Raw genomic sequence first — 20,165 nt, 5'->3', positions numbered from 1 at the left:
TTCGGTCGCAGCGGCAAGACGGGCAGCTCCACTTCTTCCCGTCAGCCCGGTCGTCTTCCGCAGATGTCGGCGGATCGGTCGCCATGGGTGGTCAGTTGCTGCTCGATCAGGCTGGACAGCCGGTCGCGAAACACGGCAGAAGAGAATTTCAGCGAGTGCGCGCGGATCGCATGCGGATCGATATCGTCCTCCACCTCTTCGAACGCCGCCATCGTTTCCAACAGAGCTTCCGTGGTCTGCTGCGCGAAGCGAAACCCGACCTGCGGCGAGGAAACGGTTTCCCTGGCGCCGCCGGCGTCGAAAGCCAGGACCGGCCGCCCTGATGCCATGGCCTCCACCGGCAGGATGCCGAAATCCTCCGTGCCCGGAAACAAGAGGGCGCGGCATCGCGACAGGTGGTCGCGCAGAACGTTGAAGGGCTGATGGCCGAGGAACTGGACGGTCGGTCCGGCGATCGACTTCAGATAGGCCAATTGATCGCCCTCGCCGATCACGACCAGTTTCCGGCCGGTCTCGGTGCAGGCGCGAACGGCGATATCCGGCCGCTTGTAGGTGGTCAGCTGTCCTGCATAGAGATAGAACTCGCCCTTCCCCTTCCCCACCGCAAAATCGTCGGTCGCAACCGGCGGATGGATGACGATGGATTCCCGGTCGTAGAAGCGGCGGATGCGGCTTGCGACATAATCGGAATTGGCAACGAACACATCGACCCGCGAGGAGGTCGTCACGTCCCAGGCGCGCAGCATCGGTGCGGTGATCGACATCAAAGCGCGACCCACCCAGGGCAGACCATGGCGGTAGACATGGAACTGATCCCAGATGTAGCGCATCGGCGAATGGCAGTAGCAGACATGCAGGGCGTCGGCGCGCGTGATGATGCCCTTGGCGGGTCCGGATTCGCTCGACAGCACGAGATCGTAATCCTGCAGATCGAACTGCTCGAGCGCGAAGGGCATCAGCGGCAACATCTTGGTATAGTGCCGCTTTGCACCGGGGATCTTCTGCAGGAAGGATGTGCGGATGTTCCGCGTCTTCAGAAAATCACTGATGCGATCCCGGTTGCAGACGAGGGTGAAGATGTCGGCCTGCGGAAACATGCGGCACAGCTCTTCGACGACCTTCTCGCCGCCGCGCATCGAAACGAGCCAATAATGCACGATGGCGACGCGAAGCTGCTTGGTATCGCTCGCGCTTCCGGCCTCAGTGACACGTCTTTTCGCCATGACAGGCGCATCGCCGAGAAATGCCCTCGCGTCGGGAAGAGAGGTTGTTGCCTTAAGGGTCAACTCAATACTCCTTGTATCGCCACACCGTCTGTCAGCTGGGGAACCGCATTCGTCGAAATCAGGCTGTGGTATTCGGAAAGAAGCGCGTCGCGCCATTCCTCGTGTGTCGACGCAAGATCCGGCGACAACCGGAAAGCCCGCTCGCTCATGGCGCGGACCTCGTGCCTCGGCATTTGGCTAAATCGCGTCAAAGTATCGGCAAAGGCGCTTTCGTCAGCCGTATCGCAGGCGATCGCCATGCCGGCTCTTTGCATTTCTTCGGCAAGAAAGGCGCTACGCGACATGATGACCGGCAGACCGCTCCTGGCCGCTTCGATAGCGACGAGGCCGAATGGCTCGGGATAGCGAGACGGCATCAACAATGCACGCGCCTTGCGGATGGTCGGGCCGATCTCCGCATGCGACTGCCAGCCGACGGCCCTGACGTGATCTCCCGAAGCCGCAACCAGCGGCATCAGCGGCCCGTCCCCGATCACGCAGAGCCTGACGCCGGCTTTGCGCGTGGCGGCCACGGCGTCCTCTATGCCCTTCTCCTCGTCCAGCCGCCCGATGAAGACGAACTCCTCGTTGGCCTCCGCCTCGATGCGTTTGATGGAGAGCGGAGCGACGGGATTGCGGATCGTCGTCAGTCGTTCGGGCCGATATCCGGCGCCGACGAGAAAGCTTGCCATCTTCTCGTGCAGCAGGATGATGCGGCCGAAATCGGCCTGATCCTTCAGCCGCCGGAGGATATTGGAGCCGCGGGCAACCCGCCACAATTTGTGCGAATAACTTCTCTTGTCGCAGGCCGTCGCAATGCAGCCTCCGCCGAGCGGGCGTCGAAGGCAGACTTCCTGCGCCTGATAGTCGAAGAAGGCGCCGTTGGGGCAGGCCGTGAAGAAATCATGCGCGTGCACCACACATCGTCTGGCGACCGGCATCAACGCCCTGAAAAGCGCCGGAGACAGAATCTGGTGCCAGCCATGCACATGGTAGACGGTATTGGCGGTGTCGTTTGCGGCAATCCAGTTCGCGACCATACGGACGGCGGCGCCATTGTGAATGCCGGTCACGAAAGCCTTCGCACGCTCGGCACTGAGCAGATCGCGACTATTCAGCCCGACCATTAAGACCCCGAGTGCGATGAGATCCGCATTGGCGGCGTCATCCCCGCAAATATAGGTCACGGGGATGTCGAGCCCCCGAAAAAGCTTGGCGGACAGCACCGCCAGCGCCGTCGCACCACCTCTGGCGACCGAATAGTCGTCGATGATGACCACCCGATCGATCTTTGTCGTGCCGGGGCCGGTAAACCGGCCGACGCTCGCGGCGGATCGGAGGGCCTCGGGAAGCGACGGGCGCATCACTTCACCGAAACCGCGCCGTTGGCACAGGCCTCCAACGCCTTGCGGTTGAGGATGCGGATCTTGCCCTGGCCCCCGTCGATGATCTTGCCTTCCCGCAGGCGCCGCAGGCATTGATTGACCTTCTCGCGGGACGCCGGCAGCGTCGCGGCCAGATCATTTTGCGAGATGATCAGTTCGTCGCCGCTGTTTGCCGCATCTTTTCCATAAACAGTGGAGAGCCGCAGCAGCGTGCTGGCCAGCCTCGATTGCAGGCTCGATGCCGCATTCGCAATGATCCGAAGTTCAAGCTCTGAAATACGCGCCAGCGCCCTGGAGAAGACCTTTTCGCGAAAGCAGGGATCGCTGGCGTACATGTCGCGCAGCAGCCGGCCTTCGAAGAAATGCAGTTCGCAGGCGGAACCGGCGCGGTATTCGAGGCTCAATGTCTGCCTGCGCAGAACTTCGAGCTCGCCGATGAGGCCGGATTTCGGAATGATCTCGACGATGAATTCCCTGCCGTCGGGCAGCATCGTGCTTGCGCTGACCACCCCCGAATGAACGCGCGCGAACGTATCGACGAGGACGCCGGCCCCGGCGATGATCTCGCCGCGCCGGAAACGCCGGACGCTCGACCGGCAGGAAAGGAATTCGTCGTCGATGACGATGCGGCTGTTCAGATGAATGCCGCCGTTAGCCGATACCGCCGCCTTGCCGATGCCGGCCCTGCGATCTGATGCGTGTGTCGCCCCATCCATGCGCATAACTCCACTCGATAACCATAGGCAATGCTGCACTGCATCATTTATATTGTCTTAATATGAGAGTCAAATAACATCACGGAGATATGACGCAAAGATAAAGTATATATTTAACTTTAAAACAAAATATACACCGTAAAAGGACTCAAAATCTCAAGGAAGCCAAAAAACCCGCCACGCGATCGAAAATGAATGCCTATTAAAATGGCTTACTGAATAAAAAGCGGCAATAATCGAAATGATGATATCAAAACTGATAGACAAGCATCAGCGGATAATCACCACGAACTAGATTAGATTGTCGTTTTAAATGAATATAAGGCCATCAAGGTGTACTCCGAATTCTCGATTGCCCGTTAGTAGCATAAAGAATTTGTTAAGGATTATGACCTTGGTAACAGACAACCAGAGTGCGGCGCAGCAAACTTTGAACGGTTCTTAATCGGAATGTTTTGGAGACCACCGATGACATGGGAAGCACATAGTTTCGAGGCTTGGTCGCGTGTCGGACGGTCCGCGAAAGGCGGCGATCTCCATTCGTCCCGGCCTCGCGCGGCAGGCAGATCGTCGAAGCGCGCGCTAGACCTTGTCATCGCAGTCACGGCACTGATCCTGCTTTCCCCGCTTCTGTTGATCGTCGCAATGATCGTGAAGATGAGCGACCGCGGCCCGGTCTTCTATTCCCATACGCGCATCGGCGTCGGCGGAGCACCGTTCGGATGCCTCAAGTTTCGCACGATGAAGACCGATGCCAGTGCTCAGCTTGCCGAATTGCTGCAAAACAACCCGGCTGCGCGAAGCGAATGGGAAGAGACACGCAAGCTGAAGGACGATCCGAGGATCACGGCCGTCGGTGATATCCTCAGGCGGTCGAGTATCGACGAGCTTCCTCAACTGATCAATATCGTGCGTGGCGACATGAGCCTCGTCGGCCCCCGACCGATCACGGCCGAGGAATTGCCGCGCTACGGCGAGCATATATGGGCCTACATGGCCGTCCGCCCGGGCCTGACCGGTCACTGGCAGACCAGCGGGCGCAATGATGTCAGCTACGAGTACCGGGTTTCCCTCGACGTTCACTATCTCAACAACTGGTCGCTCGGCCGGGACTTCATCATCATTGCCAAGACCATTCCCGCTCTGTTTTCGCAGCGCGGCTCGTATTGAGCATTCATGGGGAGAGCCGCCGATCATGCCTGGAATCGGAAGACACGCTACTCCCCCGTCCCTCCAAGCTACCACTACTTGGTTACTCCGTGATCTCGCCATTTTGGATTAGGACGACATGACCTCAAGCACGATCTTCAGCGGTGTTTCTCCGATTCTGCCTGCCGCAGCCACCGGCGGGAATTCGCCGCTCACCTTGCGGGATATGCTCTTCTTTCTCAGAATGCGCTGGCTGTGGATTGCGGCGACGACTTTCGCTTTCCTCGTAATGGCAGGGAGCTACGTGCTGACCGCCGAACCGACATTCGTTGCCAACACGCAACTTGTGATCGTCCCCCAGGTCAGCGGCTCCGAAGCACAGAGGGCTTTCGCGGAAGACGCGTTCATCGAGGGACAGTTGGAGATCGCCAAATCCAGCGATGTCGTCGGTGGAACGGTAACGGCACTTGGTCTCGATACCGATCCTAACTTTGTCGATCAGACGCCTTCGCTGCAGGATAGGGCAAAGAACTGGTTGATGGGGGTTTCTTCCGAACCGGATACGGCGTCGCAGGAAGCGGCAGGCCCAGGACCGCGTGACGCACAGCCGCAACAGCAGATCGAGGACGGGCGGATCCATGATCGGGCGGTCGCCACGCTGCTGAATATGATGGGAGTTCGCCGGATCGGGAGTTCGACGATCATCGAGATATCGGCTGCGGCGTCGACCCCGCAGCAGGCCGTCGACATCGCCGACACGCTGGCCAGGCAGTATATCCAGAAGAATATCGCGATGAAGGCCAATGCGTCCCGGCAATACAGCGAATGGCTGACCAGGTTCGTAAGCGAGCAGCAGCGCGGACTGGCCGAAGCTGCCAGTGCCCTGGCCAGCTTCACGAGCAATCCGCGCGATCAGTTCAAGCTTGCGGAGCTGCAGAGCGCGACTGACGCCCGCCGCACCCTTTATGAAAATACCTTGAATCAGCTGACCGAAGCCAAGCAGCGCATCACCTACCCGGTGTCGGATGCCACGATCGTCTCTCGGGCCACCCTGCCTCTTTCGAAAGCCAGACCACGCAGCACGCTCATCATCGCCTTTGCGGCGGCGGTTGGTCTTGGGGTCGGCTTCGCACTCGCCATGATAAGGCACGCCGGCGATCGCCGAATCGTCCGGCCCCATCAGATCGCGGAAGCCGGCGGGCTTCCCTTTGTCACTTTGCTGGCGACATCGAGGACCCGCAATGGTCACTCTGCGCGTTTCCCCGCCGCCGGTACCGGCAGCAGCGGCACCGCAGCCGCCTATCCTGTTATTCCAGGCATGGCGGAGCTGAGCGCGACGGTTGTTGGTCTTCGGCGCAAACGCCGGGTCGTCATTGGAATCGTCGCCGTCAATCCCGGCAGCGGGGCATCGACCATAGCATGCGAACTTGCGGTGCTCTCGTCGATATCAGGAGCGCAGACGCTGCTGATCGATGCGGCTGCGCAGAAATCGTCGCTCAGCAAATCGATCGCGCCCCATAGTTCCAAAGGCCTCGTCGATGTTCTCGACAATGGCGAACTGATCCAGACGGCGGCATTGCCCATCACCCCGACGCTGAAATTCCTACCCCTCGGCAAAGTCGAAGCGGTGACGCCGGCCATTCGCCTCAGTTCCCGCCGCACGCAGTTGAGCTTCGCCGACCTGAAAAAGGAGTTCGACGCCATATTCGTCGACATTTCCGCATTCTCTGCTTCGCCGGATGCCAATGCGATCGCGCCGGAACTGGACGGTGTCCTCGTGGTCACCTCGCACGGGCACACCTCGATCGACGATACCATGCACGTCATCGAGACCCTGCGGAATGTCGGCGCGGAGATCCTCGGCGCAATCATCAACCACGCACCGAAGAGAATACAGTCATGACTTCACCTTCGGCAGAAGCAACCAGGCAGGACAGCCCGATCGGACCGGCGCCTGTTCCTTGCGGCGCTGAAGCCATGGCGGGCCGCGCGCGCCGCCCATTGCGAATGGCTGTCGGGATTGCTTCGGCGGGCCGCCCCTCGATACTCAAGGAGACCGTCGATTATCTCACCGCCCTGCCGGACCAGGCCGAGCGGCTGATCGTCTGCGTGCCCGTGATCGACGATGCCGCCGGCCTCGCCGACCGCCTCGATGTGGAAGTCATCGTCGGCAGCCGTGGCCTGACCTCCCAGCGCAACAGGATCATCCAGGCCGCCGCCGCCGATACGGATATTCTGATCTTCCTGGATGACGACTTCATTCCAGCCGCGACCTTCCTGTCGCGGATGGCGGCTGTCTTTGCGGCAAACCCCGACGTGGCGATCGCCACCGGCGAAGTCCTCGCCGACGGCATCCTCGATGGCGGCCTCAGCATGTCAAAGGCCCTGCAGGTTCTTGAAACTGCGGGCGAAAGGGCTGGGCATGTGGCGGACGTTTATAACGCCTACGGATGCAACATGGCGGTTCGCCTTTCACCCGTTGTCCAGCACGCGCTGGCCTTCGATGAACAGCTGCCGCTCTACGGCTGGCTCGAAGATGTCGATTTCAGCCGGTCCATCGCCCGCTACGGCAGGTCCGTGCGTGTCGAAGGCGCTCGCGGCGTGCATCTCGGCGTCCGATCCGGGCGCCAGCCCGGCCGAAGACTCGGCTATTCGCAAGTTGCCAATCCTGTCTACCTGATCCGGAAGGGCACGATGTCGAAGGGCCGTGCTGTCGCACAGATCGGCCGCAACATCCTGGCGAATACGCGGGGCCTATTATTCAATGACCGCTTGATCGACCGATGGGGACGCTTGAACGGCAATTTGCTGGCGCTATCCGATCTTCTTGTCGGCCGCGCCTCTCCGTCCCGCATCCTGGAATTCGGCAATCCCGCGCCGCGCGAGATGCCTTCGCCGTCGATCGCAACGAAACGGAGATAGCAGACAATGCAGCGCACATCCTTGTCCGGTCGCCTCATCTCCATCGCCCTTGCCTTGCTGGTATTTTCCGGCGTGACCGGCTGGAGCGTCGCCCATGCGGAAAACTACACCCTCGTGCCGGAAGATCAGGTGAGACTGCGTGTCGTCGAATGGCGATCGTCAGATTCCCGGTATGCCAGCTGGGAAGCCCTCGGCGGAACATATACAGTCGACGATGCCGGTAATCTGGCGATTCCGATCGCCGGCCAAGTGCAGGCGATCGGCAAGACGACGGAGCAGGTTTCCGATGCGATCGCCACTGCGCTCTCCGAAAAGGCCGAACTGCCGGGAAAGCCGTTCATCGCCGTGGAAATTGCCCAGCATGCGCCGATCTTCGTAACCGGGACCGTGCAGACCCCCGGGCGCTATGCTTTTGAGGCCGATATGACGGTCATGAAGGCCGTCAGCATCGCCGGCGGCTTCCTTCGGGAGCGCGAGGAAAATACCGTCTTCGAGCGCGACCGGATTCAGGCTGCCGGCGCCTACCGAACGGCCATTCTCAACCGGCGCGATCTTCTGATGCGCCAGGCGCGGTTGCGCGCCGAGATCGCCGGCGAACAGAGTTTCGAGATCCCTGCCGAACTCGCCGGAACACCCGATGTGGACAAGCTGAAGGCGCAGGAATTGAACCTGATGCGGCTGCGACGCGTCGATATCGAAAGCCAGATCGAAGCGGCGAGCGACCTCGCCCGTCTCTACGGCCAGCAGGTCCAATCACTCGAGGCCAAGATCAATTCGCAAAAGCGGCAGATCGACCTTGCGCAAAAGGAACTGGATAATGTCAACAGCCTGGTGAGCAAGGGCCTGGTCAGCAATTCCCGGCAGGTCACGGTCGACCGCGGCGTCGCGGATGCACAAGGCACTCTGATCGATCTCGAGGTCGCCCTGACCACGGCTCGCCAGGGGCTCAGCGAAGCCGATCGCTCGAAGATCAATATCGTCAACCGGCAGAACAGCGAAAACCAGGAGCTGCTCAACCAGGTCAATCTCGCGATCGGCAGGGCGGCAATCGACATTCAGGTGGCCCAGCTCCTGGGCGAACAGGCTGGCTACAGCGCTCAACTCGCCCAGATGAATACGGACATGCCGGGTCTTGGTAGAGCGCAGAAGAACTACAGGATCGTGCGCCGCAACGACGATGGCACTTATCGCAACATCGAGGCGGACGAGACGACCAGCTTGCGGCCGCATGATGTCGTCGAAATCGGCATCGACACGGATCTCCAGACGCCGTCGCCTACGCTGCAGCTGCAGTCCGCGCCACAGCAGCAAAGCTCGGCAGTCCCGCTATCTGATGTAGCAGGCGACAATCAGACGGCTCCCGGCTGGATATCCCAGACGGGATCGAATTAGGGGGCGGTCGTGACCATTAACGACAGCTGGCGGCTTTCGCCTCGGCATTGCGTCGGAAGGTGGATGCCGCTTTTCGGCAAACCCGATGCCTCCGCTGCTCCGTCCGGATCGGGATCTGAAGCATGTCGATAGAACCGATCGGCTTCATCGTTCTGCTACTTGGCCTGCTCAGCATGGTCAACGGGGCGCGTTTTGCGATCACGACCCTTTGCCTGTCGACGCTGCTCGGAGCGGCAGCGGCTCTGCAATTGCCCGCGCTCGGCGGCAGCAGCATCCAGCCAAGCCATCTTCTCGTACTTTTTCTCGTGGTGGCCGCCCTGTTGCGCCCGGCTCAAACACAGGCGACGCTCGCCAGCATGGCCTATCCGGGTCCCGGTTTCTGGTTTGCCGCCTACATCCTGTTTTCGGTGGCATCGTCTTTCTTTTTGCCGCGCATCTTTGCAGGTGCGACCCTCGTCTACTCCTCTGCACGAGACACCACGGGCATGATGTCGACAGTGGCCGCTCCCCTGTCGCCGGGTTCGTCCAATCTCAGCCAGTCTGTCTATCTGCTCGGCGACCTCGCCTGCTTTGCCGTCGTCTCGGGGCTTGCCAGGCTCGGCTATGCCCGTTTCATCGCACTGCAGTTAATCGTCGCCTCGATCGCATGTTTTACCCTGGCATTGATTGATATCGGAACATTCCTGACCGACCAGTCCTACCTGCTCGATGTCATCAGAAACGCGAACTATACGATGCATACGGCCGAGACGATCAGCGGCTTCAAACGCATCGTCGGCCCGTTCCCCGAAGCAAGCACTTATGGCGCAGTCGCATTAGCCTATTTTTCCTTCACGCTTCTGCTCTGGCTGGAGCGCGTCCAAAGCCGTATGGCAGGACTTGCAACGCTTTTCATCGGCCCGACGATCGTCCTCTGCACATCGACAACCGCCTATATTGCCGGCATTTTCGTTGTCTGCATGTTCGTTCTGTTTTGCCTGAAACGACTGATCAGCGGCCCCGCCAAGACCCCGCATGTGACTTTCCTGGTGATCACGCTGTTTTTGATTCCCTGCGTCATCGTCGCACTCAGCCTTGTCCCCGATGCGTGGAATTCCATCGCCGGCCTGATGAGCACCACCTTGTCGGACAAGCTCCAATCGCAATCCGGTGAAGAGCGCACCGCCTGGAATACACTGGCATTGATCGCATTCGTCGATACCGCCACCTTCGGCGCCGGGCTCGGTACGGTTCGGGCCTCGAGTTTTATCGCTGCGTTGCTCTCCAATGTCGGATTGACCGGCACTCTTCTCTTCGCCGCCTTCCTGTACAGCCTTGCGCGGGCCTCCGGCCGGCACATGTCAGGCGATCGGGAGACGCACGCGATCGGAAACGCTGCGGTCATGGCATCCATCGCGCAGGTCGCCTCGGCGGCGATATCGGGGAGCGGCACGGATCTCGGCTTGCTGTTCAGCACCACGGCAGGTCTGGCGGCCGGCTGCCTGGCAACCAATACCTCTCCCCGGCGCGCGACCCGATCGCTCGCTAATCGAACCCCGCTGGAGACATCGACATCTCTGATGAGAGCGCCGATGTTTTCAACACGATGACGCCCGCTTTGGAACTCCGCCACGGCGCGGGATGGCAATCTCGTCGAGCCATCGGCGTGCCCGCATTGGGCCGAAGCCGGCCGGCCGCACCGCATCTTTCAAGGATCGCCTATCAAAGCAGTCCATCGGACAAACGCCGTCCTGCGAGGGCAGTCGCGGAAGGCTATGCTGTAGGTTTTATGTCGACATCAGCCTTGCGGGCGCTCGCTGGTGGTCGCGACGCTATCTGCAACGGAATTGTTTTCGCGCAGCCTGGCACTGCGCCGCAAAAGCCCCGACAGGAACACGCCTGCCAGATAGCCGATTTCCATGAGCACGAGGATGGCGATGCCGGAGAGCATGGCCGCGATCACGGAAGACCCGTCGGCGAAAGCCACGCCGCCGAAGCCGATTGCCACCAGGATTGCAAAAATTGCGAAAGCCCAGGCGCGGATGGAAGCCCCGGCAGCGATCGAAATCACGGCTGCCCCGAGTGTGGTGATCAACATGACAATCCCCCTTCCCTCCACATTCCGACAAGGGTCCCGGCACCAATCGCCGTACCGCGAAACAACATGTCGAAACATAGCCTTTTGACAGGCAAGGCACTCTTCATGGCGAATATCTCAACAATGAAACATACAAAAGCCGCCGACAGCCAGACCCCGCTTCAGCACCAGCGCACCGGATGCTGGCCTATATATACCGAACAGGGCCTTCATATGACAGACCCGTCGGCTCAATTCACAACTGGTCCCTCGCCTCGCAAAGACAATACCGATTCACTTGTATTGCGCACAATCGGAAAGGTGATCACATGAACAACCAGTGCGTCGTCTACGTCACGGATGTCGAATATTCATTTCCGACCATTCTCTCGGCGCTTCAGGCTCGCAAATTCGCAAGCCCTGCGACCGACGTCTGCGTTCTGATGTCGGAACATCTCGACAATTTCGAAGAGCTGAAAGCCCTGCTCGCAAGGAGTGGGGTCATATTGACCGATGCGACCGAAGCGCTGCAGGACTCGCTCGGCAAGCTCGACAGTTCGCATTTCCAGGGACGCATCAGCGTCAGCACGATGGCCAAGCTGGTCCTTTGCGAGATCCTGCCTTCCAACTATACCCAGATCATCTACCTCGATGGGGATACCCAGATCGTCAGCGATCTCGGTGCGTTCGAAAGTGCCACTGTGCCCGAGGGCAGGTTTTTCGCGGCGCGCGATTACACGGCGATCCATGACTTCCTCGACACCGGAAAGGACAGCCACTACTTCAACGCAGGCGTCCTGAAATTCCATCGAAACGGCTGGATCGGGCAGGAGGCGCTCGAGCTTTTTGCTAGAAATCCCGAGGCCTGCGAGGGCAAACACGATCAGGGTGCATTGAATTATGTCTGCGGTTCATCGCTTATCCTGGTATCGAACCGCTGGAACTTTCCCAAACAATTCCTTCATCTGGTGAACATGTCTTCCTTGTCGATCGTCCATTATATGGCGCATCCGAAGCCATGGCATGGAACTTTCTTTCCGTGGACCGATAAGGAAAGCCAAGTATACGTCGATCTGCGCAAGGCACATCCGATTTACAACTCGCTGTATCGCGGAATAAGCTTCGATCGGAAGATGCTGTATAAATACCGGTCGATACGGGCGCGCATCGAGCACGCAATTGAGAAAGAAGGACCCAATCCTAGGGTCCAGAGCCTGCTGGTTGGCGACTACGCCGTATGATGATGTATTGTTGGTCCGACTTGAATGTCCGCGTGACTGAACTCAGCGTCGCCGGTCGAGCCGTGGATTTGCAGACGGAAGCGCAAAGTATTCATCCATTCATTCCAGGAATGGATAATCTTCAGGACAGATTATGAGTTATAGGGCTTCCGCCGCCAGTATCTCGCATTACGTGAAAGCCCGCCTGCGCCGGTCGCTCAAGGCTCGGCAGGTTCGCTATGACCTGCTGCGCAACGGGCTCAAGCAGGCGCGCCACGTCGTCATCTGCGTCATCCGTGACGAGGGGCACCGGTTGGCCTTCTTCCTTCAGTATTATCGCGATCTCGGTTTCGAGCACTTCATCTGTATCGACAACGGCTCGACCGACGGCACGGCCGAGTTGCTGTCCAGCTTCGACGATGTCTCCCTTCTTTCGGCTCATGGTTCCTACAAGGCGGCGAGGTTCGGAAACGACTGGATCAACGAAGTCATCAACCGCCACTGCCGGGAGAAGTGGGTCCTGTATGTCGATGCAGACGAGTTCCTGGTCTATCCGCATTGCGACACACGGCCGATCGATCAATTGACTTCCTATATCGATTCCATGGGCGGCCATTCCCTCCGCTCGGTCATGATCGACATGTACAGCCCGCATCCCGTTCTCGAAAACATATGCGAACCCGGTCGCAACCCGCTCGAGGTCTGCAATCTCTTCGACCGCTCCGGCTATGTGGCGCATTTCGACGAACGCAACTGGACGATATGGATCAAGGGCGGTGTTCGCGGGCGCGTCTATTTCCACGACCGGCTCTGGGACGGCCCCGCGCTCAACAAGATACCCCTCGTCTATGTGGCGGGTGAACGTCTGTTTCTTAAATCATCGCACCAGGTCTGGCCGCTCTCCCTGAATTTGGGCGACATGCGCGGAGCGCTCGGCGTATCCGGCGCCCTTCTGCATTTCAAGTTCCTGTCGACCTTCGTGCACAAGGTCGCCGATGCGGCACACCGGTCCCAACATACGGAAGAATATACCGTATACTCCTCAGGCAAGGACATGGATGACTTCGTCTACGACGATACGGGCACCTACAGAAGCTGGAAGGACCTGTCCGATCACGGGCTCATACAGGGTGAAGGCTGGAAATACTGGAGGAATGCTTCCGAGAGCGAAGTCTAGAGCAATTCCAGGAAAAGTGCGAAGCGGTTTTCCGTCCGGAATTGCGTAAAAACAAAAAGTTAGAGCGGTTCTGCGTTTCCATGAAGAGCTGAACCGCTCTAAGTATGCCACGCCAAAATGCACAGCGATTTTGGGACGACGCGCATGAAGACAAGTGTGCTAATACGCCAACCTGATCTTTCAGCCTGCTTTCTCTGACTATCACTCGCACTGTCATCAAACACAAAACCCGCCGGCGGCGGATTCTGTTGAGGCTTTCTGCCGTTCCGTTTTTTTGTTTATCGCGGCAACGCCTCAGGCGAGAGACGCACCCTCGGCATAAGCCTCCAGCGCCTTCCGATTGAGAATGCGGATTTTGCCCTGTGTCCCGTCGACCACTTTGCTCTCGCGCAAACGCCGCAGGCATTGGTTGACCTTTTCACGCGACGCCGGAAGTGTCGCGGCCAGCTCATGCTGGGAGATGATCAGCTCGTCGCCGCTATTCTGCGCATCCATTCTATACAGGGCAGAAAGACGCAGCAGCGTCCGGGCCAGTCTCTGCCTTAGACTCGATCCGGCATTGGAAATGATCCGCAGTTCGAGTTCGGAAACACGAGCCAGCGCCTTCGACAGGATCTTCACCTGAAACTGCGGATCGTTCGCACATAAGTCCCGCAGCAACCGACCGTCGAAGTAATGCAGTTCGCAGTCCGACGAGGCCCGATATTCCAGGCTGAGAGACTGCTTGCGCAGCACCTCCAATTCGCCGATCAAGCCGCCTTTCGGAACGATTTCCACGATGAACTCTCGTCCATCGGCAAGCGGGGTGCTTGCGCTCACCATTCCGCGCTGTACGCGGGCGAACATGTCAAGGACGACGCCGGCGCCGGCAATAATCTCACCGCGGCGAAACTTTCGAACACTCGAGCGGCAAAACGGGAACTCGTGATCCAAATTCGCCCGGCCGTCGTAAACAATACCTGCAGACCCGCAAGTAACCGCTTCGCTTGTTCGCGCTGCGTTTCCTCTAGCTCTGTTGTCTCTGGTGCTGATCGCCCCGTCCATACGCACAACTCCACACAGACTAAATAACTTATTATCTGGAGCGACATTCGTAATAGGTTAAATTAGAAAGTCAAACAATAATATAATAAAAACTACGTTTTCAAACTATACATTATTATGAATAATCCTCATGTTTATATATCATAAAATTCATATTGAATTCTATCGCAGACAAGTCTTTGGGGCTGCGTGACGATTTTTATACAATTTATGACAATTGCCTACCTGAAGAATACATCTAACAAGTATAACAACAACACCGAATTTTAAAATAAAACTAAATAACATTTCCGATATATAGTCAAAATCAAAGGTAATATTTTTAATATGCGCAAGAATTTCTTTAGAGAATACGGAATTTATTCATGATTATGACCTCGGTCACAGACATCAAACTTGCATTAAAACAAAGCTTTGGCTGTGATTTCTGGAATTCGTCTAACGGAGACGCAGGTGGCGGGAAAAAATCAGGGCATCAACCCAACCGGACCTTGGCGGGATTTCGCGACGGCTCGACAGGAAAGGCGTCCATTCAATTCGTCACAACCCCGTCTGATCAGCAGAATTCTGAAGCGCGCATTGGACATCATCATTGCGGCAAGTTTCTTATTCTTTCTGTCGCCGCTCCTTCTGTCGGCGGCAGTCATCGTCACGCTAAGTGATTGGGGCCCTGTTTTCAATTCTCATCGCAGGATCGGTTATAAGGGAAAAGAGTTTGGTTGCCTCAAGTTTCGGACGACAGGATCCGACGCAACGACCGACGCGCACGTCACGGTCGTCGGCGATATTTTGAGGCGATCGAGCCTCGACAAGCTTCCGCAATTGATTAACGTGTTGCTGGGTCAAATGAGCCTCGTCGGGCCTCGCGCCATTACCAAAGAAGAGCTGCCGCGTTACGGTGAACATGCCTATGCCTACATGGCCTTCCGTCCCGGCCTGACTGGCCATTGGCAAACCAGCGGGCACAACGACGTCAGCTATCGGAATGGAATTTCCCTCGACGTCGAATATTTGTCCAAATGGACGCTCAGGCTGGATTTCGTGATCATGGCAAAAACGCTGTCGGCGCTGCTTTCCCGGCACGCGTTGCTGCCCAAAGTCGATTCCTAAAGGATGTCGCGTAAAACTGTGTTGCGGTTTGCGATAAAGACGCGCGCAAACCAAAGACCAAGGCGCGGCAAGCGAACCTAAAATACTGCGACGCGCTTTAGACACCCTGACATGGCGCAACCGAGCATCCTGCCGCCTCGGTCATGTCATTACCCATGAGGACGCTTGCCCGTGACATGGGAGCGCTCAGTAATGGAGTTCTTTTTCCGGCGCTTTTGAATATGCCACAAGGAGAAGGCGAATAGACCCGCCAGATAGCATATCTCCATCAATACAAGCACTTCGACGCAAGAAACGACCGCCTCCGTCAAGGAGGAACCTTTCAGCATGATCACGCCGCCCAGGGCCGTGACCACCAGAAATGCAAAGATTGCAAAGGCCGAGGCGCGAATGGTCGCTCCGGCGGCGATAGAGACGGCAACCACGACGAGCGTGCTCTTCAGCATTATTCTGTTCCTCTCTTCACACCTCCTTCAAGCCACCGTCAGCCCTCGATGACATGACAAAACCCAAAGTCGAAACGAAGTCCGATCAAAGTATTTTACCTATTGCGGTTAAAATATTGCTAATAGCAGCCCAGCAAGTCGACGGAACAGTGCCGGAAAATATTCGACTATTCATCCGTCGGGGCCGATCTACCGGTTAGACCCAAGAAATCCTTGGATATTACGGACAGAAAGATTTAGGCATTGGAGGCTTATACAGGAGCGAGCAATGCAGCTGCGGCGTTCTCTCGCCGAACTGAAGGTTCCTGAAAAGATGAATTTGGCCATAGGCTTACGCTCGAGCGCATATGCGCTGGCAACGAACAGGTTTATGCTCGTCCGGCAAGCGTGACATCGACCGCATCAAGGTCGCGCAGCAGCCTGCGGAAAATTCGGCCCCTACGATGGACCCGGATATTTATCTGAGGCCATCGGTCAGGCAACAACGAAACAGGGCCGCCGCTATGGCGAGCCCTGCTGATCTCCTTGCCGGTTGAGCACCTGCGATGGAATTGCCAGCCGCGAGGCCGATATCGACAAACCTATTTCGAGACCGCGCCGGCCAGTTGCCGTTTTGCGCCGCGTTGGAGACTGAGGTTTTCCAGCCAGGTGACTTGTTTCCTCAATTTCAACGCCGGCTTTTCGATGAACCTCCACGAGAAGGCTGCAAAGCAAGCGGCAACAATGCTGCAGACGATGCCGTTCAACCACCAGTTATGCGCCCAGGGGCCAAGCGCTACGAACGCCTGTTGGATCGGATAGCCATAGAGGAAGACGCCGTAGGAGTAGTCGGCCCCACGCAGGACGCCGAGCTTGCGGGGCGAGGTAAGACCAAGGAAGACCGTGACATATCCCATGGCCGGAATGGCAATGAAGTCCCCAAAGGAGGTGAACCAGTAGGCCCACAATATCATTGCCACAGAGGCGAGGAAAATTCGGATATCCCACAGAACCTTGTCCTTGTAGAGATAGAAGGTCACCCCGACGAGAAAAGCACAAATGAGCAGATTGCCCGACGCGGTCGTCGGCATAGTTGCCCAGTTGCTTTCATGTTTCCAATATCGTGCGATACCGAAGGCTATGATCAACGCCGGCGTGGCGATAAGGGCAATCACCCGCCGCCTGACCACGCCGAGCAGGAAGAGAACGGCGATCACGGCATAGCACTCAAGCTCGAAGGGCACCGTCCAGAGCTGCCCGTTCACCATTGCGGCGTCAGGATTATCCAGGAATACCCCGGGGAGATTGAAGTGAATGTGCCCTGTGACATTCATCAGATAGGTAAAGAACTGAGGATCGGTGAAATAGTCACGCAGGTCATACTCAGTGTAGATCGCTCCGAGTATAAAGGCAGCCAACAATACCTCTACCGCGAGAGCGGGGTAGATTCGGATAAATCGATTACCGAGAAAGGAGATCAATGTCTTCGATCGTTCAAGACTGCCAGCCACCAGGAACCCGCTCAGGACAAAGAACATGGGCAGCACTGATTTGATAAAAGGACGGAATGGCGATTCCCAGAGAAACAGGTCGTCGCCATAGGTGACGCGGGCCGTGTGTATCCAAAGCACTGAAAAGGCTAACAGTAATCGCATATAGTCGAATCCTGTCGGTCGCCCGTTCGCTAGATCAAGCTTTTCGCCGAGAACCATCTGTGCCCCTTTCAGAAGTATTGACTCGATTTGGAATGGCAAGCCGTTGCCGCAGAGCGGCGGCGGCATCATTGCCGGGTCGGGGCCGCGTGTCAGTGACCACAGGTACATCAGGTAAAAATTGAACGGGAGAGCAGCCCTCTCCCGAAGACGCGTCTCTGACCATCAACCCATGGCCCTGTGCTTCCCGAGGGCCATGCGACGGTCGGAGTTGGAATCCAGGTGATCGGGCGGCGGATTGGATGAGGAGACTATGAAATTTCTGGCCACCCTGTTCTGTATTGTTCTCGCCCTTATCGGATTGGGGCTGATCGGAGGCGGCGCCTGGCTGCTGCGCCTCGGCGGCTCGCCCTATTACGCGATCGTCGGGCTTGCCTATCTGGTTGCGGCACTTCTGATGTGGCGCCGGAAGACGTCAGGCGGGTTCATCGTCCTGCTTGTCGCCGTTTTCACCCTTCCCTGGGCGCTATGGGAGTCGGGTCTCAATTTCTGGGCGCTGTTTGCCCGCTTGATGTCCCCCATCGCGCTGGCGGGCTTTGCCCTTCTCTTTGCACCGTCGCTTTCCCCGTCCGCCAACCGGAAGCTCTTTTATGCCGGCGCCTTGGTGACCGCTCTCATCTTTGTCGCGGGTTTCGGTCTCAGCTTCGTGCCGCATGGGATCATTCGCCCCTCTGCCGACATCACCGCCTATAAAACCGCCAAGGGCGACAACTCTCCCTCCGACTGGACATCCTACGGCCGCACCACGGCAGGAGATCGTTATTCCCCATTCGATCAGATCAACCGCGGCAATGTTTCCAAGCTCGATCTCGCCTGGACATATCGCACCGGAAAGGGCGATGGCGCCGATCAGAACACGCCTCTGCAGATCGGCGATACGGTCTACACCTGCACGCCGACAGATGTGATCGCAGCGCTCGATGCAGATACCGGCAAACCCCGCTGGACTTTCGATCCGAAGGCGACGGCGCCTTATTGGCAACGCTGCCGCGGCATCGGTTACTACAAGATGCCAACGGAAGCCCAGTCCGCCGATGGTCTTTGCAATGAGCGCCTGGTGCAGACGACGATCGATGCCCGTCTCCTGGAGATCGACAGCAAGACTGGCGCGCCCTGCAAGGGCTTCGGAGACAATGGCACCGTGCAGCTTTCCCAAGGCATGGGCGAAGTCAAGATGGGCTATTATTTCCAGACATCGGCGCCGCTGATTGCCCGCAACCTGATCGTCGTCGGAGGCTGGGTCACGGACAATCAGGAGGTCGGCGAACCCTCTGGCGTCATCCGCGCGTTCAATGTCGTCACCGGCGAGCTCGAATGGGCATGGGACCTCGGCAACCCGGAGATCACCAAACTCCCGCCGGAAGGCCAGACTTATACGCGGGCCACGCCCAACATGTGGACGACGGCCGCATTCGACGACAAGCTTGGCCTGATCTATGCACCGCTCGGCAATACCACGCCGGATTATTACGGCGTCAATCGCCCTCCCTTTGCCGATCAATACAACGCGACATTGGTGGCACTCGATGTGACGACGGGTCGGGAGAAATGGAAATTCCAGACCGTGCATCACGATATATGGGACTATGATCTGCCTGCCCAACCGGTCCTGATTGACCTGCCTGATGCCAATGGCGCCACCGTGCCTGCTCTCCTGCAGACCACCAAACGCGGGCAGCTTTTCCTGCTCAACCGTCAGACCGGCGCACCGCTTGCCGAGGTTCAGGAGAAGCCGGTGCCGCAGCACGGCGGCGCGCCGGAGGAGAAGCTGTCTCCGACACAGCCCTATTCCGTCGGCATGCCGACAATCGGTGCGGAGCGCGTGACGGAACAGACGGCCTGGGGCCTGACGATGTTTGATCAGCTGGCCTGCCGCATCGCCTTCCGCAAGATGCGCTATGACGGCGATTTCACCCCGATCGGCACGCAATATGCGATCCAGCAGCCGGGAAATCTGGGCGGCCTCAATTGGGGAAGCGTATCGGTCGATCTGCCCAACAACAGGGTCTTCATGAACGATATCCGCGTCCCCAGTCTCTTCGCACTCATCCCACGCGAGGAGTATGTCGACTTTGCCCTCACCACGACCGCGCACGGCCCCTCCGCCCCGCAGCGCGGTACGCCTTACGCCATGGCCACCGAGATGTGGACATCGAGGCTCCGCGTTCCCTGCACGCAACCGCCCTTCGGCACCGTCACTGCAGTGGATCTGAAGACGCGCAAGATCGCATGGCAGGTTCCGGCCGGCACAGCCGAAGAGCTCGGGCCGTTCAAGATCAAAACCAAGCTGCCTATGCCGATGGGGCTGCCGAGCTACGCCGGCACGTCTGCGACCGCCGGCGGCGTCGTCTTCTTCGCAGGCTTCCAGGACTATTATATCCGTGCCTATGACGCCGAGAACGGTGCCGAGCTCTGGAGATATCCCCTGCCGGTCGGCTCGAGTGCCACGCCCATGACCTACGTCTCACCGAAAACAGGCAAGCAATATGTCCTGATATCGGTTGGCGGCGCACCCTATTCGAAGGACGTCGGCGACTACGTGCTTGCCTTCTCTCTGAAAGACGGAGCTTAGCCGCCGCGGGTATCGCATAA

General features: G+C 58.2%; 16 protein-coding genes. 9 read left to right on the top strand and 7 right to left on the bottom strand.

The window, feature by feature from the left end; genetic code table 11:
• Positions 1 to 41: 41 nt before the first annotated feature.
• The 3 genes from B5P46_RS27175 to B5P46_RS27165 are packed head-to-tail and all read right to left on the bottom strand — an operon-like array spanning position 42 to position 3,366.
• Positions 42 to 1,286 (bottom strand): glycosyltransferase family 4 protein, encoded by a 1,245-nt coding sequence (locus B5P46_RS27175; RefSeq protein ID WP_129421448.1) that lies wholly within the window; start codon positions 1,284 to 1,286, stop codon positions 42 to 44.
• Positions 1,283 to 2,632: a glycosyltransferase family 4 protein gene (locus B5P46_RS27170; protein WP_206735412.1), complete on the bottom strand. Its 1,350-nt coding sequence runs from the start codon at positions 2,630 to 2,632 to the stop codon at positions 1,283 to 1,285. Before B5P46_RS27170 ends, B5P46_RS27175 begins: the two co-directional genes overlap by 4 nt.
• The gene (locus B5P46_RS27165; protein WP_129421446.1) at positions 2,629 to 3,366 is read right to left on the bottom strand and encodes a Crp/Fnr family transcriptional regulator; all 738 of its coding nucleotides are present in this window, start codon (positions 3,364 to 3,366) and stop codon (positions 2,629 to 2,631) included. Before B5P46_RS27165 ends, B5P46_RS27170 begins: the two co-directional genes overlap by 4 nt.
• A gap of 468 nt (positions 3,367 to 3,834) precedes the next feature.
• On the opposite strand from B5P46_RS27165, the gene B5P46_RS27160 reads away from it, so the two are divergent.
• From B5P46_RS27160 to B5P46_RS27140, 5 genes are all read left to right on the top strand, one after another.
• On the top strand, positions 3,835 to 4,536 hold the full coding sequence (locus B5P46_RS27160; protein WP_129421445.1) for a sugar transferase: 702 nt from the start codon (positions 3,835 to 3,837) through the stop codon (positions 4,534 to 4,536).
• Positions 4,537 to 4,654: 118 nt separating this feature from the next.
• A complete protein-coding gene (locus B5P46_RS27155) occupies positions 4,655 to 6,418 on the top strand; it encodes a polysaccharide biosynthesis tyrosine autokinase (RefSeq protein ID WP_129421444.1) in 1,764 nt (587 codons plus the stop codon).
• Entirely contained in the window at positions 6,415 to 7,437 is a 1,023-nt protein-coding gene (locus B5P46_RS27150; protein ID WP_206735411.1) for a glycosyltransferase family 2 protein, read from the top strand. The genes B5P46_RS27155 and B5P46_RS27150 overlap by 4 nt, the downstream gene beginning before the upstream one ends.
• A 6-nt stretch (positions 7,438 to 7,443) precedes the next feature.
• Entirely contained in the window at positions 7,444 to 8,829 is a 1,386-nt protein-coding gene (locus B5P46_RS27145; RefSeq protein WP_129421443.1) for a polysaccharide biosynthesis/export family protein, read from the top strand.
• A gap of 122 nt (positions 8,830 to 8,951) precedes the next feature.
• Positions 8,952 to 10,418 carry a hypothetical protein gene (locus B5P46_RS27140; protein ID WP_129421442.1) on the top strand — a complete coding sequence of 489 codons (1,467 nt, stop codon included), beginning with the start codon at positions 8,952 to 8,954 and terminating at the stop codon, positions 10,416 to 10,418.
• A 188-nt stretch (positions 10,419 to 10,606) separates the two neighbouring features.
• On the opposite strand, the gene B5P46_RS27135 is transcribed toward B5P46_RS27140, so the two are convergent.
• The gene (locus tag B5P46_RS27135; protein ID WP_129421441.1) at positions 10,607 to 10,906 is read right to left on the bottom strand and encodes a hypothetical protein; all 300 of its coding nucleotides are present in this window, start codon (positions 10,904 to 10,906) and stop codon (positions 10,607 to 10,609) included.
• A gap of 308 nt (positions 10,907 to 11,214) precedes the next feature.
• Here B5P46_RS27135 and B5P46_RS27130 point away from each other — a divergent pair, with 308 nt between their 5' ends.
• Positions 11,215 to 12,126 carry a glycosyltransferase family 8 protein gene (locus B5P46_RS27130; RefSeq protein WP_129421440.1) on the top strand — a complete coding sequence of 304 codons (912 nt, stop codon included), beginning with the start codon at positions 11,215 to 11,217 and terminating at the stop codon, positions 12,124 to 12,126.
• Between the two features lie 133 nt (positions 12,127 to 12,259).
• Positions 12,260 to 13,282 (top strand): glycosyltransferase family 2 protein, encoded by a 1,023-nt coding sequence (locus tag B5P46_RS27125; RefSeq protein WP_129421439.1) that lies wholly within the window; start codon positions 12,260 to 12,262, stop codon positions 13,280 to 13,282.
• 294 nt (positions 13,283 to 13,576) lie between these two features.
• Here the strand turns inward: B5P46_RS27125 and B5P46_RS27120 are convergent, their stop codons facing one another.
• On the bottom strand, positions 13,577 to 14,326 hold the full coding sequence (locus B5P46_RS27120) for a Crp/Fnr family transcriptional regulator (RefSeq protein ID WP_129421438.1): 750 nt from the start codon (positions 14,324 to 14,326) through the stop codon (positions 13,577 to 13,579).
• Positions 14,327 to 14,779: 453 nt separating this feature from the next.
• Between B5P46_RS27120 and B5P46_RS27115 the strand changes: the two genes are divergently transcribed.
• Complete coding sequence (locus B5P46_RS27115) at positions 14,780 to 15,436, top strand: sugar transferase (protein WP_129421437.1); 657 nt, start codon at positions 14,780 to 14,782, stop codon at positions 15,434 to 15,436.
• A 149-nt stretch (positions 15,437 to 15,585) separates the two neighbouring features.
• On the opposite strand, the gene B5P46_RS27110 is transcribed toward B5P46_RS27115, so the two are convergent.
• Together B5P46_RS27110 and B5P46_RS27105 are read right to left on the bottom strand one after the other, a co-directional pair.
• Positions 15,586 to 15,882 (bottom strand): hypothetical protein, encoded by a 297-nt coding sequence (locus B5P46_RS27110; RefSeq protein WP_129421436.1) that lies wholly within the window; start codon positions 15,880 to 15,882, stop codon positions 15,586 to 15,588.
• A 581-nt stretch (positions 15,883 to 16,463) separates the two neighbouring features.
• The gene (locus B5P46_RS27105) at positions 16,464 to 17,684 is read right to left on the bottom strand and encodes an acyltransferase family protein (protein WP_206735409.1); all 1,221 of its coding nucleotides are present in this window, start codon (positions 17,682 to 17,684) and stop codon (positions 16,464 to 16,466) included.
• 142 nt (positions 17,685 to 17,826) lie between these two features.
• On the opposite strand from B5P46_RS27105, the gene B5P46_RS27100 reads away from it, so the two are divergent.
• Positions 17,827 to 20,145 (top strand): membrane-bound PQQ-dependent dehydrogenase, glucose/quinate/shikimate family, encoded by a 2,319-nt coding sequence (locus tag B5P46_RS27100; RefSeq protein ID WP_129421435.1) that lies wholly within the window; start codon positions 17,827 to 17,829, stop codon positions 20,143 to 20,145.
• Positions 20,146 to 20,165: the final 20 nt, after the last annotated feature.

The sequence above is a fragment of the Rhizobium leguminosarum genome, from assembly GCF_004123835.1.
In the GTDB taxonomy this organism is placed as follows: domain Bacteria; phylum Pseudomonadota; class Alphaproteobacteria; order Rhizobiales; family Rhizobiaceae; genus Rhizobium; species Rhizobium leguminosarum_M.
The sequence above is the reverse complement of the archived record's forward strand: the minus strand, read 5'-3'. Positions and strand labels throughout refer to the sequence as shown.

What these genes read in the sequence shown, in the direction of transcription:
- B5P46_RS27110 (WP_129421436.1), bottom strand. Translation starts at nt 15,882, where the DNA reads ATGCTGAAGAGCACGCTCGTCGTGGTTGCCGTCTCTATCGCCGCCGGA.
- B5P46_RS27145 (WP_129421443.1), top strand. Translation starts at nt 7,444, where the DNA reads ATGCAGCGCACATCCTTGTCCGGTCGCCTCATCTCCATCGCCCTTGCC.
- B5P46_RS27155 (WP_129421444.1), top strand. Translation starts at nt 4,655, where the DNA reads ATGACCTCAAGCACGATCTTCAGCGGTGTTTCTCCGATTCTGCCTGCC.
- B5P46_RS27165 (WP_129421446.1), bottom strand. Translation starts at nt 3,366, where the DNA reads ATGGATGGGGCGACACACGCATCAGATCGCAGGGCCGGCATCGGCAAG.
- B5P46_RS27100 (WP_129421435.1), top strand. Translation starts at nt 17,827, where the DNA reads ATGAAATTTCTGGCCACCCTGTTCTGTATTGTTCTCGCCCTTATCGGA.
- B5P46_RS27135 (WP_129421441.1), bottom strand. Translation starts at nt 10,906, where the DNA reads ATGTTGATCACCACACTCGGGGCAGCCGTGATTTCGATCGCTGCCGGG.
- B5P46_RS27160 (WP_129421445.1), top strand. Translation starts at nt 3,835, where the DNA reads ATGACATGGGAAGCACATAGTTTCGAGGCTTGGTCGCGTGTCGGACGG.
- B5P46_RS27105 (WP_206735409.1), bottom strand. Translation starts at nt 17,684, where the DNA reads ATGTACCTGTGGTCACTGACACGCGGCCCCGACCCGGCAATGATGCCG.
- B5P46_RS27125 (WP_129421439.1), top strand. Translation starts at nt 12,260, where the DNA reads ATGAGTTATAGGGCTTCCGCCGCCAGTATCTCGCATTACGTGAAAGCC.
- B5P46_RS27150 (WP_206735411.1), top strand. Translation starts at nt 6,415, where the DNA reads ATGACTTCACCTTCGGCAGAAGCAACCAGGCAGGACAGCCCGATCGGA.
- B5P46_RS27120 (WP_129421438.1), bottom strand. Translation starts at nt 14,326, where the DNA reads ATGGACGGGGCGATCAGCACCAGAGACAACAGAGCTAGAGGAAACGCA.
- B5P46_RS27140 (WP_129421442.1), top strand. Translation starts at nt 8,952, where the DNA reads ATGTCGATAGAACCGATCGGCTTCATCGTTCTGCTACTTGGCCTGCTC.
- B5P46_RS27130 (WP_129421440.1), top strand. Translation starts at nt 11,215, where the DNA reads ATGAACAACCAGTGCGTCGTCTACGTCACGGATGTCGAATATTCATTT.